Raw genomic sequence first — 16,147 nt, 5'->3', positions numbered from 1 at the left:
TGCTCGGCGCCTCAACTCGCCTGCCCGGGGGCCTCGCAGCGGGCTCGCAGCCGTGCGTGCCGCACGCCGTCAGGTCGACGGGAGGATGTCGGCTCCGAGCAGGAACATGATGAAGAGGCCGAGCACCACCCGGTAGCCGATGAACACGCTGTAGCTGTGCTTCGCCACGAATTTCAGCAGCCAGGACACCGCCAGATAAGCGGTCACGAAACTCACCGCTGTGGCGGTCAACGTCGCGGTCCATCCCACCCCGTGGGAAATCGCATCGAATTCGGTGATCGTCTGCAGCGCGCCGGCGGCGGTGAGCGCCGGGATGGACAGCATGAAGGAGAGCCGGGTGACGGTGACCCGGTCCAGGCCACGGAGGAGACCCGCCGACATCGTGGCGCCCGAACGGGAGACACCCGGAATCAGTGCCATGCACTGAACGATGCCGATGATCAGGGTGTCCTTCCAGGTCACATCGTTCTCACCACGGACCTGGGTGCCTTTGCGGTCCGCGTACCACATGACCGCACTCCAGAGCACCAGTGCGGCCGAGACGAACCACAGGGTGCGGAGCGTTGTCTCGATGGTGTCCTTGAACGCGAGCCCGACGACACCGATGGGCAGCGAACCCAGAATAACGGCCCAAGCGAGTTTGTAGTCGGAATTCTTTCGCTGCTCCCGCTGGGCGAGGCCGCGGAACAAAGCAGTGAGGAGACGTCGGATATCCGAACGGAGGTACAGCAGCGTGGCAAGAACCGCACCGACCTGAATGATGGCGGTGAAGGCAGTTATGTCGGGGTCATCGGTGGAATACCCGAGCATTCTCTCCAGGATGGTGAGATGCCCGGTGCTGGAAACGGGTAAGAATTCGGTGAATCCCTCAACGGCGCCCAGAAACGCCGCCTCGACGATATTCATGAAACTCTCTTCCTCGCTGCTGAGCCAGGTCAACTCAGGTGCTGTCGGCCTGAGATGTGGCAGGGAGTGGTCATGGCTGGAGCGGTGAACCGGCTGTCGTGCCAGGCGGCGCCGAGCTCCACTGCGGCTCTGATGCTACAGCCGTGGGCCATGAAATTAGAAACCCGCTTGGCGCCCCGGGTTCAACCGTCCGAATTCCGGAGAAGTGGTGGGGTTCGAGGCTATTGGCCAGTTCCTGAGTCCGGGTCGTGCGAATTTCGTTGGGGTGCTGGATTACGAAAGGGTCGTCGCGTACGGAACTTTGGTTGGGTAAATCACTGGCTAATGTCGGTTGACATGTGCGAGGCGAGGGCGCGCAGCAGGCGGGAGCGGTCACCGAAAGGCATGGTGATGAGGGTGTCGGCGCCGGTGGCCGCGTAACGGTCGAGTCCCGCGGCGAGAGTGCTGTCGGTGACCGGCAGCGAGATCAAGTCGATGAGGGCGTCGGACAGTTCGGAGGCGGCCCCGCGCCGGTCGCCGGCGAGGAAGCGTTCCTGGCAGGCGCGTGCCGACGCGCCGTGGCCGTAGCGTTCGGCGAGGTCGACGTAGAAGTTCTTCTCCGGCGACCCCATTCCGCCGAGGTAGAAGGCGATGAAGGGGCGGATCTGGTTCCGTGCGGTGGCGAGGTCGTCGGCGAGCGCCGCGGGCACGATCGGGGCGATTTCCACGTCCGACCGGCTGCGGCCCGCCTTCTCGATGCCGCGCAACAGGGGCGCGGTCAGCTCTTCGGCGTGTGCGGCACTGAACAGGAACGGCAGCCAGCCGTCGGCGAGGGCGCCGGCCTGCTCGACCGTTTTGGCTCCGGAGACCCCGAGGAAGAGTGGTATGCGGCGGTTGGTCGGCAGCGCCAGCAGCTTGAGCGGCATGCCCTGCCCCAGCCCTTGGCCGTAGGCGGGGATGGTCCACTGCGTGCCCTGGTGATCGACCGGCTTCCCGCTCAAGGCCCCGCGGATCACCTCGATGTACTCACGGGTCCGGGCCAGCGGTTCGCTGAACGGCACGCCGTACCAGCCCTCGGAGATCTGCGGGCCGGACAGGCCCAGACCGAGCATGACCCGCCCGCCGGAGAGATCGTGCAGGGTCACCGCGGCTGTCGCCACCGTGGTGGGCTGCCGGGCCGGGATCTGGAGGACGGCGGCGCCGAGCCGGATGCGGTGGGTGACGGCCGTCAGGTGGCCCAGCAGGGCGACCGCCTCCTGGCCCCAGGTTTCGGAGACCCACACGGAGTCGAGCCCCAGTTCGTCGGCGAGCCGGGCGACTTCGATCTGCTCCCGGAGTCTGAACCAGGGCCAGTAGGCGACAGCGACGCCAATACGCACAGCTGCTCCTTCGGTGTTGGTGTTCGGTCAGCAGGACTTGTCAATTCGACAACGGATCCTCCGTCGAATCAATCGCCAAATTGATGGGGATTTGCCGCGCATACAACTTTGGTTGGGCAGATCGATGACGAAAGTTGCTTGACGGGAAATGGGGTTGGCGGGGCGGCCGAACACCTACTGGCGCGATCAATGCCGAACGTGATTGTCTCGGTCGACTCGCCGCAACGGCGGGGCAGCGCCACCCACCCATGAGAGCAGGGGGAAACCGTGAGATCCCTTTTTCGTGCCGTGGCCATGGCCGGAGCCGCAGGAGCCCTGATGCTGTTGGCCGCGCCGGATTCCCGGGCCGCGTCGGCCGCTGCGGCATGCGTCACCGCAAGCGGGGCGGAGACCTACGGGCGTGGCGAGATATCGCTGTGCCCGCTGAGTGACGGTTCCACCCGCGTCACCGGCTACATCGAGGATCTGCTGCCCGGTGGCGGATGGGGCACGCCGGACGGTTACTGCGCGGCCTGGTACATCGACTTGGGCGCGACCGACGCGACCGACGGGACGGTCGGGCCGATGGCGTGCCCGCACTTCGGCGGCAACCAGGCGAAGGAGGTGTTCGACCATGTGGTCACCTATCCGTCGCCGGTGACCGGAGCGCACCTCTTCCGGGCCAGCGCATGACGTAGGCTCAGCTCTTCTTTTTACCCCCGCGTTTCAGCGGGGTTCTTACGTGTTCACCCCGAGGGAAAACGCCGCGGCATTTGCTGTGCGCGTTCGCTCGCCGGGCGAAATTGCTTGACGATGTCTTGAAGATCCACTTAAGGTGCTGTGTGGAATATTGCAGCCACGGGGGCGGCTCATGGAGGTCCGGGCGGATTGTGTCCGTTCTTCCAAGAGGCAGGGAGCTGTAGCCCCCTCATTCGCTTTTCGAAGCGCAGGGATGCGAAGGGGAGGGGCAGATGGCGTGGGCAGCCGTGAACGGGATACGGATGCACTACGACTCGGAGGGCACAGGGCCGCCGGTCCTCATGGTGATGGGCAGCGGTAGCCGGGGGAGGGTGTGGGACCTGCATCAGGTGCCCGCGCTCACGGCCGCGGGGTACCGGGTCATCACCTTCGACAATCGAGGCGTCCCGCCCACGGACGAGTGTGCCGAGGGCTTCACCGTCGACGACATGGTGGCGGACACCGCCGCCCTGGTCGAGCACCTGGGGATCGGGCCGTGTCTGTTCGTGGGTACGTCCATGGGTGCCCAGATCGTCCAGGAACTGGCGCTCCAGCGGCCGGAGTTGGTGCGCAGGGCCGTGCTGATGGCGACCCGCGGCCGGTCCGACCGGCTGCGGCGGGCCCTGGCCGAGGCGGAGATCGCGCTGCACGACTCGGGATTGCGGCTGCCTCCCCGGTACACCGCGGTGGTCCGTGCCCTGCAGAACCTCTCGCCACGGACCCTGGCCGACTCCGGCCAGATCGACGACTGGCTCGACCTGTTCGAGATGTCGGCGCCGACCGGCCGGGGGGACCGTGTCCACATGCGGTTCTCGGCCATGGACGACCGGCTCGCGGCCTACGCCGGGATCAGCCGGCCGTGCCATGTGATCTCCTTCGCCGACGACCTGATCACCCCGGCCCATCTGGGCAGGGAGGTCGCGGACGCCATCCCCGGAGCGACGTACGACCTTGTGCCCGGCTGTGGACACTACGGATACCTCGAAGACCCGGACGCCACGAACAAGATCATCATCGAGTTCTTCAGGCAGGAAGGATGACCCGCATGACCGACCTGGCCGAACTGCGCGCCTGGCAGCCCTTCGAGATCACCGCCGACGGCGGGCAGGGGACTCCCGAGGCACTGGCCGAACTGCTCCGCGGCCACGAGGACTTCGCGGGTCTGCTCACCCGCGAGAAGGCCGTCGTCTTCCGCGGCTTCCACCTCACCGAGGAGACCCTGGACCCCGTCCTGGACCTCCTGCTGCCGAACCGGCTCGCCTATGTGCACGGCAACTCGCCCCGCACCAAGGTGGGTTCAAACGTCTACACGTCCACCGAGTACCCGCAGGAACTGACCATCTCGATGCACAACGAGCTGAGCTACGGCCGCCGTTGGCCCTCGCGGCTGGTCTTCTTCTGTGCCACGGCCCCCGCCACCGGTGGCGCCACGCCCATCGTCGACGGGGAGTTGTGGCTCGCCTCCCTCGACCCGGAGGTGCGCGAGGCGTTCGCCGGCGGGGTGCGCTACACGCAGAACCTGCATGACGGCCTGGGGCTCGGCAAGAGCTGGCAGGAGACCTTCGAGACGACCGACCGGGCGGAGGTCGAAGCCTATCTGCGTGGTGCGGAGTGCGACTGGAAGTGGCTCCCCGACGGCACGCTGCGCATCACCCAGGTACGGCACTCCACACTGACCCATCCGGAGACCGGCGCGGAGGTCTGGTTCAACCAGTCCGACCAGTGGCACCCGGCGTCCCTCGGTGACGAGACGGCCGCCGAACTCGCGCAGATCCTGCCGGAGGAGGAGCTGCCGCAGTCGGTGACCTTCGCCGACGGCAGCCCCATCCCGGCGGAGCACGTCCTTCAGGTACGGGACCGGGGTCTGGAGAACGCGGTCGACGTCGACTGGCACCAGGGCGACCTGATGGTGATCGACAACGTCGCCGTGGGCCATGGCCGGCGGTCCTTCACCGGTCCCCGCCGGGTCCTGGTCGCCATGACGGACTGACCGGCCTCCGAAGCACGCGAACGGGGCGGGACGCCGGCGGGCGTCCCGCCCCCTTCCGTCCGTCCGGCGACGGGCGTGGCGGCCGGACGCGGTTCAGCGGGTGAGCGGCCTGCGGAACCCGGCCACCGCCGCCCACACGGCCACGGCCAGGATCAGGAGACTCGTGGCCACCGCCCCCAGTACGTCGCCGCCCAGCGGCCAGTCAAGCGCCAGCGCCCGGGTGGCGTCCACCGCGTACGAGACGGGGTTGACCACAGCCACCGCGCGCAACCAAGCGGGCAGCGCGTCCAGCGGGACGTACGCGCTGGAGGCGAACATGAGGGGGAAGAGGGCCAGCCCGCTGACACTCTGCATGATCCGCGCGCTGCGCACCCAGGTACCCACGGCGATGAAGACCCACGTCAGCGAGGCGATGACGAGGAGGGACAGGGCCAGCGCCGCGATGACGCCCCACGCACCGCCCGCGGGATCGAAACCGAAGCACAGCGCGGCGCACACGAGCAGCAGCACGGTCTGGGCGGTGGTGCGCAGCACGTCCGTGACGGCGCGGGCGACCAGGATCCAGTGCAGCCCGACCGGCAGCGAACGGAAGCGGGTCAGCACCCCGTTGTCCATGTCCCGGATCAGTTCCGCGCCGGAGCCGACGGCCGAGGTGATCCCGCTGGTGACCAGGATGGCCGGCATCAGATAGTCGATGTAGCTCACGCCCGCCGGAAAGTGGTCGGGGGAGGCCATGCTGCCGAACACCTGGCTGAAGATGACCAGCAGGATCAGCGGCTGGACCAGCGTGAGGACGACGAGCCTGCGGTCGGCGACCAGTCCGCGCAGGCTGCGTCCGGTCAGCACGGCGAACTGGGCGCGTGCGCTCGCCGGCTGCCAGCGCACGGGAGCCGCGGACCGGGCGCGGTCGGTGGGGACCGTGACAGTCATGATGGTTGCTCCTCGGAGATCAGCGAGCCGGAAGGTCAGCGAGCCGGAAGGTCAAAGAGCCGGAAGGTCAACGAGCCGCGGCCGCAACCGGCTTGGCGGCCAGCGAGAGATAGACGTCGTCCAGTGACGGTTCCGACAGAGTGAGCCCGGTGACCGGCACCGCGGCTTCCTCGACGGCACGGACGACCTGTGCGAAGTCCTCGAAGTCGGCGACCGGCACGCTCACCGTGCCCTCCTCCGGGGTCTGCACGGCGGCGAACCCGGCCCGGCGCAACGCCTCGGCGACCTTGACGGTGTCCCCGCGCCGGGTGGTCGACAGCTGCGCCCGGCGTTCACCCACCTGGGACTTCAGCTCGGTCGGAGTTCCGGCCGCCACCACGGAGCCCTCGGCGAGGACGGCCACGATGTCCGCCAGGCGTTCCGCCTCTTCCAGGTACTGCGTGGTCAGCAGCACGGTGGTGCCGTCCGCGACCAGTGCCTCCACGGTCTCCCACAGGGAGAGCCGGCTGGCCGGGTCCAGTCCGGTGGACGGCTCGTCGAGGAAGATCACCCGCGGCCGGCCGACGAGGCTCGCGGCGAGATCGAGCCGCCGGCGCATCCCGCCGGAGTAGGTACGGCAGAGCCGGCGCGCGGCCCCGGCGAGATCGAACGTGTCGAGCAGTTCGTCGGCCCGCTCCCGTGCTTGCCGCGCGCTGGCACCCAGCAGCCGTCCGATCAGGACGAGGTTGTCGAAGCCGGACAGTTTCTCGTCCACCGAGGCGAACTGGCCGGTGAGCCCGATGCAGCCACGTACCGCCCGGCTGTCCCGGAGCACGTCGTGACCGGCCACCGCCGCGCTGCCACCGCTCGGCGGCAGCAGCGTGGCGAGGATGTTCACCAGCGTCGTCTTTCCGGCGCCGTTGTGCCCGAGCAGCCCCAGCACCGTGCCTTCGGCCACGTCGAGGCTCACCCCGCGCAGGGCGTGCACCTTGTCGTACGACTTGGTGAGGTCCCTTGTGCTGATCATCGGTTCGGCCATGGATTCCCCCGTCGGTCAGGCCGGTTCAGCCGCCCGTGCGACCCGGGCGGAGCAGGTTCCGGTCGAAGAAGCCGGTGACGATCGCCCGTTCGCGGTGCACCATGGCCTGCGGAGCGGCGGTGCCGATCAGCTGGGCCGTGCGCGTTCCGGACAGGTCCGCCCGGTCCCGCAGTTGCGGCAACAGCGCCTGGAAGTCGCTGAACGAATAGTGCGCGGTGTCCGCGAGTCGGCGGACCGACACCGACGCCGGCGAACCGGCGCGCAGCCGTGCCGGCAGTTCCTCGGCGGGGGTCGCGGTGGAACCCACCATCTGGAACGGGCGGTCGAGACCGTCGCGTACCAGGCGGTCCAGCTCCGGCCAGGAGCGCCGGGCGGGCGTGACGTTGAACCCGTCGAGGTCCAGCCCCGCATCGAGCCGCAGGTCCCGTGCCATGGTCTCGGCCGCGGTGATGCCGCCCGCCGAGTGACCGAACATCCCGATCCGGTCCAGGTCCAGCTGCGCGCCGAGTTCCGCGGGCAGCGCACGCCGGGTGCTCGGCCGGGCGAGCGCGTCCAGGACGAACCCGGTGTCCGCGGCGCGGACTCGCATGCGCCGGGCAAGCCCCTCGTCGGTGCCGGAGCCCGCCGTCACGGCTTCGGCGATCCTGCCGTCTCCGAGGTCCACCGCGAGGGCCTCGTAGGTGTGGTCCAGCGTCACGACGACGTAGCCGCGGCTCGCGAGTTCCTCGACCAGTACCGTTCCCCAGGACCGGGAGGTACCGAGACCGGGCGAGTACAGCACCACCGGCCGGTGCCGGACGGGGGCGGCCGGCGGTGCGTCGACCGCCGCGTGCGTCGTCACCGCAGACCAGTCGACCAGCCCGGTGGGCAGACCGAGGATGCGGGACGCGTTGGCCGCGAAGCCGCGGGCGACGGCAGGGGGCATCCAGGGGGCCCGGGGCCGCCCCGCCGTGTCGCTCGCCGGGTACCAGACGCTGACCATGAGTTCCCGCGGACCGCGGTGGGTGAAGGGGTCGGTGCGCTGCCGGTCGACCAGCCTGAGATCGGCCCGGCCGATCGCGTGGGGCCCCGTGGGTGCCGGCAGCAGCGGCACCACGGCCGCTGCCGGTTCGGGTCGGACCGTACGGGAGGCGGAGGCGGAGGGGGAGGCGGAGGGGGCCGGGGGCCGCAGGCCGAGGCCGACGAGCAGCAGCGCGACGGCCGCCGCCGACAGGCCGACGAGCAGGGGGAGACGACGGAGGTTCATGCGTCCAAGATTCCCGAGGCACGCCCGTCGCACCTCTGCGGAAGGGCATGACCTGACCCCTGCGTCCGGCACCGATGTGGTCTGCCGAACGTGATCCGAACAGGAGACCGTCGAGTCGCCCGGTGTCGGTCATGAGTCGTACGCCCGCTGGACGAACGTAAGGGATTCCAGCAGCCCTGCCGAGGTCATCGCGCGGGCGGCCGGCTGCGGGGCCGTGCCCGGCAGGGGCAGGCCGCCGGTGGACGACCAGCGCAGCCGGCCCTGGTCGTCGATGAGGCTCCTGGTGCGGCCCTGGTTGTCCGGGTGCAGACAGAACGGGATGTCCAGCAGGCCCCGGGCGAACGCGCGGGCCAGGGCTGTGCCCAGGTCCGGGTGCAGCTCCCGGACGGCGTGCACCAGCGCGCGGGCCTCCGCGTAGACCCCGCCGCCGGACTCGTCCCGCGGTGCGCCCGGCTCGTCCGGGCGGGCCTGCGCCGCGGTGTGTGCGGCCAGCTCCAGCGCGGCCACGTTCTCGGCGATCGTGGGAATGCGATGTGCTTCGGCCGTGGTCTTGACGATCAGCCGGGCGGCACCGGCCCGCACCGCGAGCGAGGCCGCGGACCGCAGCAGCCGCTCCGCTCCCCGCGCCGTGCTGGGGTAGAGACCCATGTACGCGTAGAGGACGCTGTGCCACCGCACGTCGGGCGGCAACTCCTCGGCAGCCAGCCGGTGCAGCGCCGCCAGCGCCTCCATGTCCTGCTCGGTGCTGGTCTGCTGGGCGTAGCTGAGGGAGATGCTGCGCAGCCCGTGCTGGGTGAAGAACAGCCCCTCCAGCACGCTCAGCGCCACCAGCAGGCCGGGCGGGCAGAGCTGGCCCAGCATGCAGCCGCCGAACGACTCGAGGTGGGGCACGACGTCCGGCCCGCCCGCCGAGGCCAGCAGCTCGCAGCTCTGCGCCCAGTGCCGTACGGACTCACGCAGCGGGGTACGGCTGTAGGGCAGGCAGTACGAGACGGGGCCACCCTCGGTGGCGTGCACGCCGGCCGCGACCAGTTCGGCGAACACCGCCTGCGGGCGCGCCGATCCGTGGCGGACCTGGACCGGGAACGACTCGTCCTGGACCCCGTCGAGGAGGGCCCGGGTCGCCTCCGCCCCGTGTGCCAGCAGTGGGTAGCCGTTGAGCGGGGAGTTCCCTCCCACCGCGGCGCGGGCCGCGGCGAAGTCGCCCACCCGCGTGTAGCTGTCCAGGGTGATGGTGCCCACGGTGACGCCTTGGGCCTGCTTGGTCCGCTCCAGACCGACCCGCATCCGTGCCCGGCTGCCGAAGCCCATCCGAGGCTGTACGACAAGGTGCCCGTGGGACCGGGCCGTTGCCACGAACCCGCCGAAGCCCCGGTCCGGCGGGGCGGTCATGCCGCGGCCGTGCGATGCCGGTTCAGGAAGAGTTCGAAGGCGCCGAGGTCCCCGTTGTCGAACACGGCGTCGAAGCCGGCGTTGAGGAGCCTGCGCGTGCAGCCGGCGTTGCGCAGCCCGTCCGTCCCCAGCTTGCCGCCGATCACCACGGGGACGTGGCGCACATCACGCTGTTCCCTGATCGTCCGGATGGCTCGAAGGCCATCGGTGAACCCATGGCCGTTGACGCTGCTGAGGACCACGAGGTCCGGCCGCAGTTCGCGACACGAGCGCACAAGAAGGTCATCCGGAACGCAGGAGCCGAGATTGTGGACTGTGTATCCACGCTCTTCAAGGAAGAGATGTACGTAGATTAAATTCCAGGTGTGCGCATCTGACGACGTGCCAGACACGAGAACCGTTCCCCCCACGGCTAAACACCCTCTCCAGCGAATGGCAAGTTGGATGATCGATCGGACACTAGACAGGCCTCTGTTGAGGTGTCAAGCGAGTATCGACTGACCTTGGTTTTCGTGATTCGCCGGTGTGGATGGATGGAATCGAGCCAATCCCCGGGTGGTCGAGCGGCGCCTTACCTTCGTTGGGCATGAGCTGACCAAAGTGGGTTGACCCGTCCCTGAGCGGGGGTTTGATACTGACCAAGGAGCGTGTCCGGTCCGGGTCCCGTGTGGTGAAGGGGGCTTGACTGTGGGTTTGGAGGGTCCTTAGGGTCGAGGAAGTTGACCTTGGTCATCGGTCGAACGTCAGGGGATGTCGCACCGATTTGGTTCACGAGATCGGCGTATGTCAGCCGCATCAGGGAGATGCGGTGCTACGGGGGAGGATCTTGTTGATGCATGCCAATTTCACCGAGGCGATCCGAAGAAACGTCGCGGATCGCAGTTCATCAACCGCCGTCATATTCTTAACGGATTTCGATGCCCACGACGGCCGAATATCCGTGACCTATGCGGAACTCGACCGAAGAGCCCGCTCGGTCGCCGCGGCACTGCTCGAGCGGTGTGCGCCCGGAGACCGCGCCCTGTTGCTGTACCCAGAAGGACTGGATTTCGTCACAGCCTTTGTCGGCTGTCTCTACGCCGGCGTCGTAGCGGTACCTTCACCGCTTCCCGGCCGATACCGCCACCACCGGCGTCGGGTTTCCGCCATCGCCGCCGACGCCCGGGTCGCCGCGGTTCTCACCGACAGCCGCAGCCTTGCGGAAGTCGGCGACTGGGCCGAGGCCTCCCAACGGAACCGCGACACGCTGCTGGTCACCGACGCCCTCGAAGTGCCCCCGTTGGCAGAGGAATCACTGCCCCGGCTCGACCGTGACTCGATAGCCCTGCTGCAGTACACCTCGGGCTCGACGGGCAGTCCCAAGGGCGTCGTGCTCACCCAGGGCAATCTGCTGCACAACGCCGCCAGTTTGTGCCGGACCTTCGCCCTTGACGACGGATCCCGCTTCGGCTCCTGGATTCCGCACTATCACGACATGGGCCTGATGGGCATTCTGCTGCCGCCGCTCTACCTCGGCAGTTCCTGCGTCCTCATGAGCCCCACCACGTTCCTGAAGCGGCCGCACTGGTGGCTGCGCATGATCGACGAGTTCGACATCACCTGGTCCGCCGGCCCCAATTTCGCGTACGAACTGTGCAGCCGTCGGATAACCGATGAACAGCTGGCCGGCCTGGACCTGTCCCGCTGGAAGTACGCCAACAACGGCTCGGAGCCGGTCCAGGCGGCCACACTCACCGCCTTCGCCAAGCGCTTCGCCGCCGCGGGCCTGCGGACCGAAGCCCTCAACCCCTCCTACGGCATGGCCGAGGCCACCGTCTTCGTCAGCGGCTCCGGTCACCGTGAGCCGGTGGTGCTCCGCGTCGACGAGCAGCGTCTGTCGGCCGGCGCTCTCGTGCCCGTCTCCGCGGCCGACCCCGGCAGGGATGTCGTCTCCTGCGGCTTCCCGCACGACTACGACGTGCGCATCGTCGAGCCCGAGAGCCGGCGCGCGCTTCCCGAAGGGGAGATCGGCGAGATCTGGCTGCGGGGCCCGAGCGTCGGCCAAGGCTACTGGGACAACCCAGAAGCCACGGAGCGCACGTTCCACGCCACGGTCGCGGACGCCGCCCCCGACACCGAGAACGGCTATCTGCGTACCGGGGACCTGGGCGCCGTGCTCGACGGCGAGCTGTTCATCACGGGCCGGCTCAAGGAGATGCTCATCCTCCGCGGCCGCAACCTCTACCCGCAGGACATCGAGTACGAGGCGCGCCAGCGCCATCCGGAGCTGCACGGCACCTTCGGAGCCGCCTTCACCGTGCCCGTCCGCGACGACGAGGGCCACGAGGAGGAACTCCTCGTCCTGGTCCACGAACTGCGCGGTCGGCACACCGAAAACGAGCTGGAAGCGCTGGCCAGCTCCATCCGCCGCACCGTCTTCACGGAGTTCGGCGCGCACCTGTCAGGACTCGTCCTGGTCCGGCGCGGCGCCGTGCAGCGCACCACGAGCGGCAAGGTCCAGCGCCTCCAGATGCGCGAGCACTTCCGCGACGGAGAGATCTCCGCACTCATCGCCAAGCTCGACCCGCGTCTGGAACGCACCACCGCGTAACCACACCGCACACCACCGGCCGACCCGCACGCACGACCGGGCACGCGCCGGATCACGAACAGTTCCCTGAGCGCCGCCAGGCCCCGGGGAGCCACACAACGGGGGATTCACCGTGCCGCACAGCTCTGTGCTCAGACTCGACCAGTTCCTGCGACAATCCGACTCCGGCGACGGCGTCTTCAGCCCCGGCGCGATGGCCGCCCTGGACCGCGAGGAGCGGTTTCCCGCCGAGGCCTGCCGCGCGCTCGACGACTTCGGCCTCGCCGCCCACTACGTCGACGCCCGCCACGGCGGCCTCCTGCACGACCATGTCGAACTCGTCCAGCTCCTGCGCACCGTGGCCCGCCGCGACCTGACGGTGGCGGTCGCACACGGCAAGACATTCCTCGGCACCGCCCCCGTCCAGGTCGCGGGCAGCCCCGCCCAGGCGGCCGGTCTCGCCGCGGACGTACGCGCCGGTGCCGTGGCCTCCTGGGCCCTGACCGAGCGCGACCACGGCAGCGACCTGCTCGCCGGAGAGCTCACCGCCCGTCGAACCGAGGGCGGATGGCGGCTCGACGGGGAGAAGTGGCTCATCAACAACGCGACGCGGGGTCGGTTCCTGTGCGTCCTCGCCCGCACCGACGAGCGGGGCGGCCCCCGTGGCTTCAGTCTCTTCCTGGTCGACAAGGACCGGCTGGCCCCCGGCAGCCACCGGCCGCTGCCCAAGGTGCGAACCCACGGCATCCGGGGGGCCGACATCAGCGGCATCGCCTTCGACGGCGCCGTGGTGCCCGAGGAGGCACTGGTCGGTGCGGCCGGAACCGGAGCGGAAACGGTTCTCAAGACCCTTCAGCTGACCCGCACCGTGTGCACCGCACTGTCGCTCGGCGCACTCGACCACGGGCTGCGGATCGCCACGGAGTACGCGCTCGGCCGCCACCTCTACGGGCGCCGGCTCAGCGACCTGCCGCGCGTACGCCGCATCCTGGGCGAGGCCGGTGCCGGGCTGATCGTCGCCGAGGCCGTCACCACCGTGGCCGCCCGCGCCATCCACACGCTGACCCCCGAGATGAGCGTCATCGCGTCCGTCACCAAGGCGCTCGTGCCGACGCTCGCCCAGGACACCCTCGACCAGCTGAGCGAACTGCTCGGCGTCCGGAGCTTCCTGAGCGACACCTACCTCGACGGTGCCTTCGCCAAGCTCGACCGCGACCACCGCATCGTCGCCGTCTTCGACGGCAGCACTGCCGTCAACCGCAGCCTGCTCATCGACCACTTCCCGGTCCTGGCCCGGTCCTGGCACCGCGGCACGGCCGACCGGGACGCCGTCACCGCGACGCTGCCGGGCAGCCCACCACGCCCCTTCGACCCGGGCCGGCTGCGGCTGCTGTCGACCGGGGGCTGCAGCCTCGTACAACTGCTGCCGGAAGCACTGGACCGGCTCCGCGCCGGTGTCCGCCAGGGGCAACTGCCGCCCGAGGCGGCCCGCATGGCGGACGAGCTCACCGGTCTCGCCGAAGCCGTGCACACCGGTATGGAGCACCAGGAGCGCACGGTCCGGGACGTCCCGCAGTCCGCCTTCGACCTGGCGGCCCAGTACGAGCTGTGCTTCGCCGCCGCGGCCCTGGTGCACCTGTGGCTGGACAGCGCCCGCACCGCGTACGACGGGCTGTGGCTCCAGGCCGGCCTCACCCTCGTCCTCAACCGGCTCGGCATCGCCGTCGACGAGACGCGGGCCACCGCCTTCGACCGGCTGGCCGACCGGCTGCTCGCCACGACCGACAGCGCGCCGCTGTCGTTGCCGGCCCACCACGCGCAGGGAGGCGTCCAGTGACCACGGCACTCGCCACCACCGCCGGGCCCGCGCGACTGCACGCCCTGGAGTCCGCGCTCGGCGACCCCTTCGCCGACGACAACCCGCTCGGCCTGCGGGCCGTACTCGAAGCCGACGAGCGCGGCGAGATGTTCGAGGCCGGGGAACAGGCGCTCCACGAGTACGGACTGGGCGCCGAGTTCGTGCCCACGGCGTTCGGCGGCCGGCTCGACCGGCTCGACCACCTCGTGGAGATCATGCGCTCGGTCTACCGGCGCGACCCCTGCCTCGGACTGGGCTACGGCGCCAGCTCGTTCATCGCGGGCGTCAACCTGTGGACCGCGGGCGACGAGGAGCAGTGCCGCCACGCCGCCGAACTGCTGTGCTCCGGCCGCCGGGTGGCCGTCGCCTACCACGAGCTGGCGCACGGCAACGACATGGCGGGCACCGAGTTCACCGCGCTGCCCGGACCGGCCGGTCTCGTCCTCAACGGCCGCAAGGAGATCATCACCAACGTCCGGCGCGCCGAGGCGCTGGTGGTCTTCGCCCGCACCGCACAGCGCCCCGGTAGCCGCAGCCACTCCCAGCTGTACGTCGACAAGTCCCGGTTGCCCGGCGGACACCTGACCCACCTGCCCCGCTACCGCACCAGCGGCATGCGCGGAGTGCAACTGGGCGGCATCGAGTTCCGGGACTGCCCGCTGCCCGAGAGCGCCGTCCTCGGCACCATGGGCCACGGGCTGGAGAACGCGCTGCGGTCCTTCCCGGTCACCCGCACCACCCTCGTGTCGATGTTCACCGGTGTCGTCGACTCGGCACTGCGCACCACCCTCAGCCACGTCAGGGGCCGGCGACTGTACGGTCGTACGGCCGCCGATCTCCCGCACATCCGCTCGGTGCTCGCCGCCGCGTACTCGGATCTGCTGACCGCCGACTGCTTCGCGACCGTGGCGACCCGGGCGCTGCACCTGCTGCCGGCGCAGACCCCGATCTACGCGCTGGCCGTGAAGTTCTTCGTGTCCAAGACCCTGATGGACGTGATGAACCAGCTCTCGGCCGTGCTGGGCGCTCACTTCTACCTGCGTGAGGGACCGGCCGCGGGCTTCCAGAAACTGCTGCGCGACATCCAGCCCGCGGGCTTCGGGCACGCGGCGCGCGCCGCCTGCCAGGTGTCGCTGCTGCCCCAACTGCCCCTGCTCGCCCGGCGGTCCTGGCTCGGCGAGACCGGCGCACCGGCCGAGCTGTTCCGCCCCGGCGCCGACCTTCCGGCGTTCGACTTCCGGCAGCTCGTCATCAGCGCCGCGGGCCGCGAGAGCCTGAGCACCTCGCTGGCCGCCGGGCTCGCCGCCATGCCGAACGGCACCGGACCGGCGTACACCGCGCTGCGCGCGCACGGCGAGCACTTCGCCGGCGAACTCGTCGACCTCGCCGAGGAGTGCGTGTCGCTCTCGCCGGCCGAGCTGTCGGTCGGCGCCGGCTCGCACACCTACGACCTCACCACCCGCTATGTGAAGATCCTCGTCGCTGCCGCCTGCTTCGAGACCTGGCGGCACGCCCGGGGCACCGACGCCGCCTTCCTGGCCGATCCCGCCTGGGCGGCCGCGGCCCTCCACCGGCTGCGCACTCCGCTCGGCACGCCCCGCCCCTCCCTGCCCGGCCACCTCGAACAGCCGCTGTGGGACGAACTGCTGGACCGCTGTGCCCGCTCCAAGGGCCTCGGAATGCTGCCCCGGCCACTCGCCGGCTCCCACGGCTGAACACACCCGACCCACCGGTCTCGGGCCCCGGCCCGAGCACGACCACGGGCCGGCGCCGTCCGGTGTCGCCCGACCGCTGTCCCACCACGTATCGCGACTGGAGACCCCATGTCCGAAAGCACCGCCCTGAGCATGACCGACTCCGCCGACAACGACGACCTGCAGGACTGGCTGGTGGCCCGGGTCGCCGAGCACCTGAGGATGCCGGCCGCCGACATCCGGCCCGACGTGCCGCTCAGCGACTACGGCCTCGATTCGGTGTACGCGCTGTCCGTCGCCGCCGAGATCGAGGACCACCTCGGCTTCGCGGTCGACCCGACGATGATGTGGGACAACCCCACGATCGAGGCCCTCCTCGCCGCCATCGGCGAGGAGCGTGCCCGCAGCGGCGCTGCCTGAGCCGCGCACCGCACCCGCACGCATTCACGCACCGCAGTTCCACGCAGTC

14 protein-coding genes and 1 pseudogene are annotated in these 16,147 nt (G+C 69.9%); 7 read left to right on the top strand and 8 right to left on the bottom strand.

Going from position 1 to position 16,147, the window contains the following annotated elements:
- Positions 1-69: 69 nt before the first annotated feature.
- The gene (locus QFZ76_RS16070; protein ID WP_307674384.1) at positions 70-906 is read right to left on the bottom strand and encodes an undecaprenyl-diphosphate phosphatase; all 837 of its coding nucleotides are present in this window, start codon (positions 904-906) and stop codon (positions 70-72) included.
- A 314-nt stretch (positions 907-1,220) separates the two neighbouring features.
- Positions 1,221-2,264 carry an LLM class flavin-dependent oxidoreductase gene (locus QFZ76_RS16065; RefSeq protein WP_307674383.1) on the bottom strand — a complete coding sequence of 348 codons (1,044 nt, stop codon included), beginning with the start codon at positions 2,262-2,264 and terminating at the stop codon, positions 1,221-1,223.
- Between the two features lie 267 nt (positions 2,265-2,531).
- Between QFZ76_RS16065 and QFZ76_RS16060 the strand changes: the two genes are divergently transcribed.
- The 3 genes from QFZ76_RS16060 to QFZ76_RS16050 all read left to right on the top strand — a co-directional run bounded on the left by QFZ76_RS16060 (position 2,532) and on the right by QFZ76_RS16050 (position 4,971).
- The gene (locus QFZ76_RS16060) at positions 2,532-2,936 is read left to right on the top strand and encodes a hypothetical protein (RefSeq protein WP_307674382.1); all 405 of its coding nucleotides are present in this window, start codon (positions 2,532-2,534) and stop codon (positions 2,934-2,936) included.
- A gap of 278 nt (positions 2,937-3,214) precedes the next feature.
- On the top strand, positions 3,215-4,021 hold the full coding sequence (locus QFZ76_RS16055; protein ID WP_266440301.1) for an alpha/beta fold hydrolase: 807 nt from the start codon (positions 3,215-3,217) through the stop codon (positions 4,019-4,021).
- 5 nt (positions 4,022-4,026) lie between these two features.
- Entirely contained in the window at positions 4,027-4,971 is a 945-nt protein-coding gene (locus QFZ76_RS16050) for a TauD/TfdA family dioxygenase (RefSeq protein ID WP_307674381.1), read from the top strand.
- A 93-nt stretch (positions 4,972-5,064) separates the two neighbouring features.
- Here the strand turns inward: QFZ76_RS16050 and QFZ76_RS16045 are convergent, their stop codons facing one another.
- From QFZ76_RS16045 to QFZ76_RS16020, 6 genes and pseudogenes are all read right to left on the bottom strand, one after another.
- The gene (locus QFZ76_RS16045) at positions 5,065-5,901 is read right to left on the bottom strand and encodes an ABC transporter permease (protein WP_266440303.1); all 837 of its coding nucleotides are present in this window, start codon (positions 5,899-5,901) and stop codon (positions 5,065-5,067) included.
- A 67-nt stretch (positions 5,902-5,968) separates the two neighbouring features.
- Complete coding sequence (locus tag QFZ76_RS16040) at positions 5,969-6,919, bottom strand: ATP-binding cassette domain-containing protein (protein ID WP_307674380.1); 951 nt, start codon at positions 6,917-6,919, stop codon at positions 5,969-5,971.
- Positions 6,920-6,944: 25 nt separating this feature from the next.
- Entirely contained in the window at positions 6,945-8,165 is a 1,221-nt protein-coding gene (locus QFZ76_RS16035) for a lipase (RefSeq protein WP_307674379.1), read from the bottom strand.
- A 129-nt stretch (positions 8,166-8,294) separates the two neighbouring features.
- On the bottom strand, positions 8,295-9,557 hold the full coding sequence (locus QFZ76_RS16030; RefSeq protein ID WP_307674378.1) for a methylaspartate mutase: 1,263 nt from the start codon (positions 9,555-9,557) through the stop codon (positions 8,295-8,297).
- Positions 9,554-9,721 carry a hypothetical protein gene (locus QFZ76_RS16025; RefSeq protein ID WP_307680387.1) on the bottom strand — a complete coding sequence of 56 codons (168 nt, stop codon included), beginning with the start codon at positions 9,719-9,721 and terminating at the stop codon, positions 9,554-9,556. The genes QFZ76_RS16030 and QFZ76_RS16025 overlap by 4 nt, the downstream gene beginning before the upstream one ends.
- An 18-nt stretch (positions 9,722-9,739) precedes the next feature.
- A pseudogene (locus QFZ76_RS16020) lies at positions 9,740-9,949 on the bottom strand (cobalamin B12-binding domain-containing protein); the annotation flags it as partial.
- Positions 9,950-10,389: 440 nt separating this feature from the next.
- Here QFZ76_RS16020 and QFZ76_RS16015 point away from each other — a divergent pair.
- The 4 genes from QFZ76_RS16015 to QFZ76_RS16000 all read left to right on the top strand — a co-directional run bounded on the left by QFZ76_RS16015 (position 10,390) and on the right by QFZ76_RS16000 (position 16,098).
- Positions 10,390-12,147, top strand: a complete 1,758-nt coding sequence (locus tag QFZ76_RS16015) for a fatty acyl-AMP ligase (protein WP_307674377.1) — start codon at positions 10,390-10,392, stop codon at positions 12,145-12,147.
- 112 nt (positions 12,148-12,259) lie between these two features.
- Complete coding sequence (locus QFZ76_RS16010; protein WP_307674376.1) at positions 12,260-13,963, top strand: acyl-CoA dehydrogenase family protein; 1,704 nt, start codon at positions 12,260-12,262, stop codon at positions 13,961-13,963.
- Positions 13,960-15,699, top strand: a complete 1,740-nt coding sequence (locus QFZ76_RS16005) for an acyl-CoA dehydrogenase (protein WP_307674375.1) — start codon at positions 13,960-13,962, stop codon at positions 15,697-15,699. The genes QFZ76_RS16010 and QFZ76_RS16005 overlap by 4 nt, the downstream gene beginning before the upstream one ends.
- Positions 15,700-15,807: 108 nt before the next feature.
- Positions 15,808-16,098 carry an acyl carrier protein gene (locus tag QFZ76_RS16000; protein ID WP_307674374.1) on the top strand — a complete coding sequence of 97 codons (291 nt, stop codon included), beginning with the start codon at positions 15,808-15,810 and terminating at the stop codon, positions 16,096-16,098.
- The last annotated feature ends 49 nt before the right edge of the window (positions 16,099-16,147 follow it).

Origin of the sequence: Streptomyces sp. V4I2, from assembly GCF_030817655.1 — a bacterium.
In the GTDB taxonomy this organism is placed as follows: domain Bacteria; phylum Actinomycetota; class Actinomycetes; order Streptomycetales; family Streptomycetaceae; genus Streptomyces; species Streptomyces plumbiresistens.
This window is presented reverse-complemented; position numbering and strand designations above follow the sequence as displayed.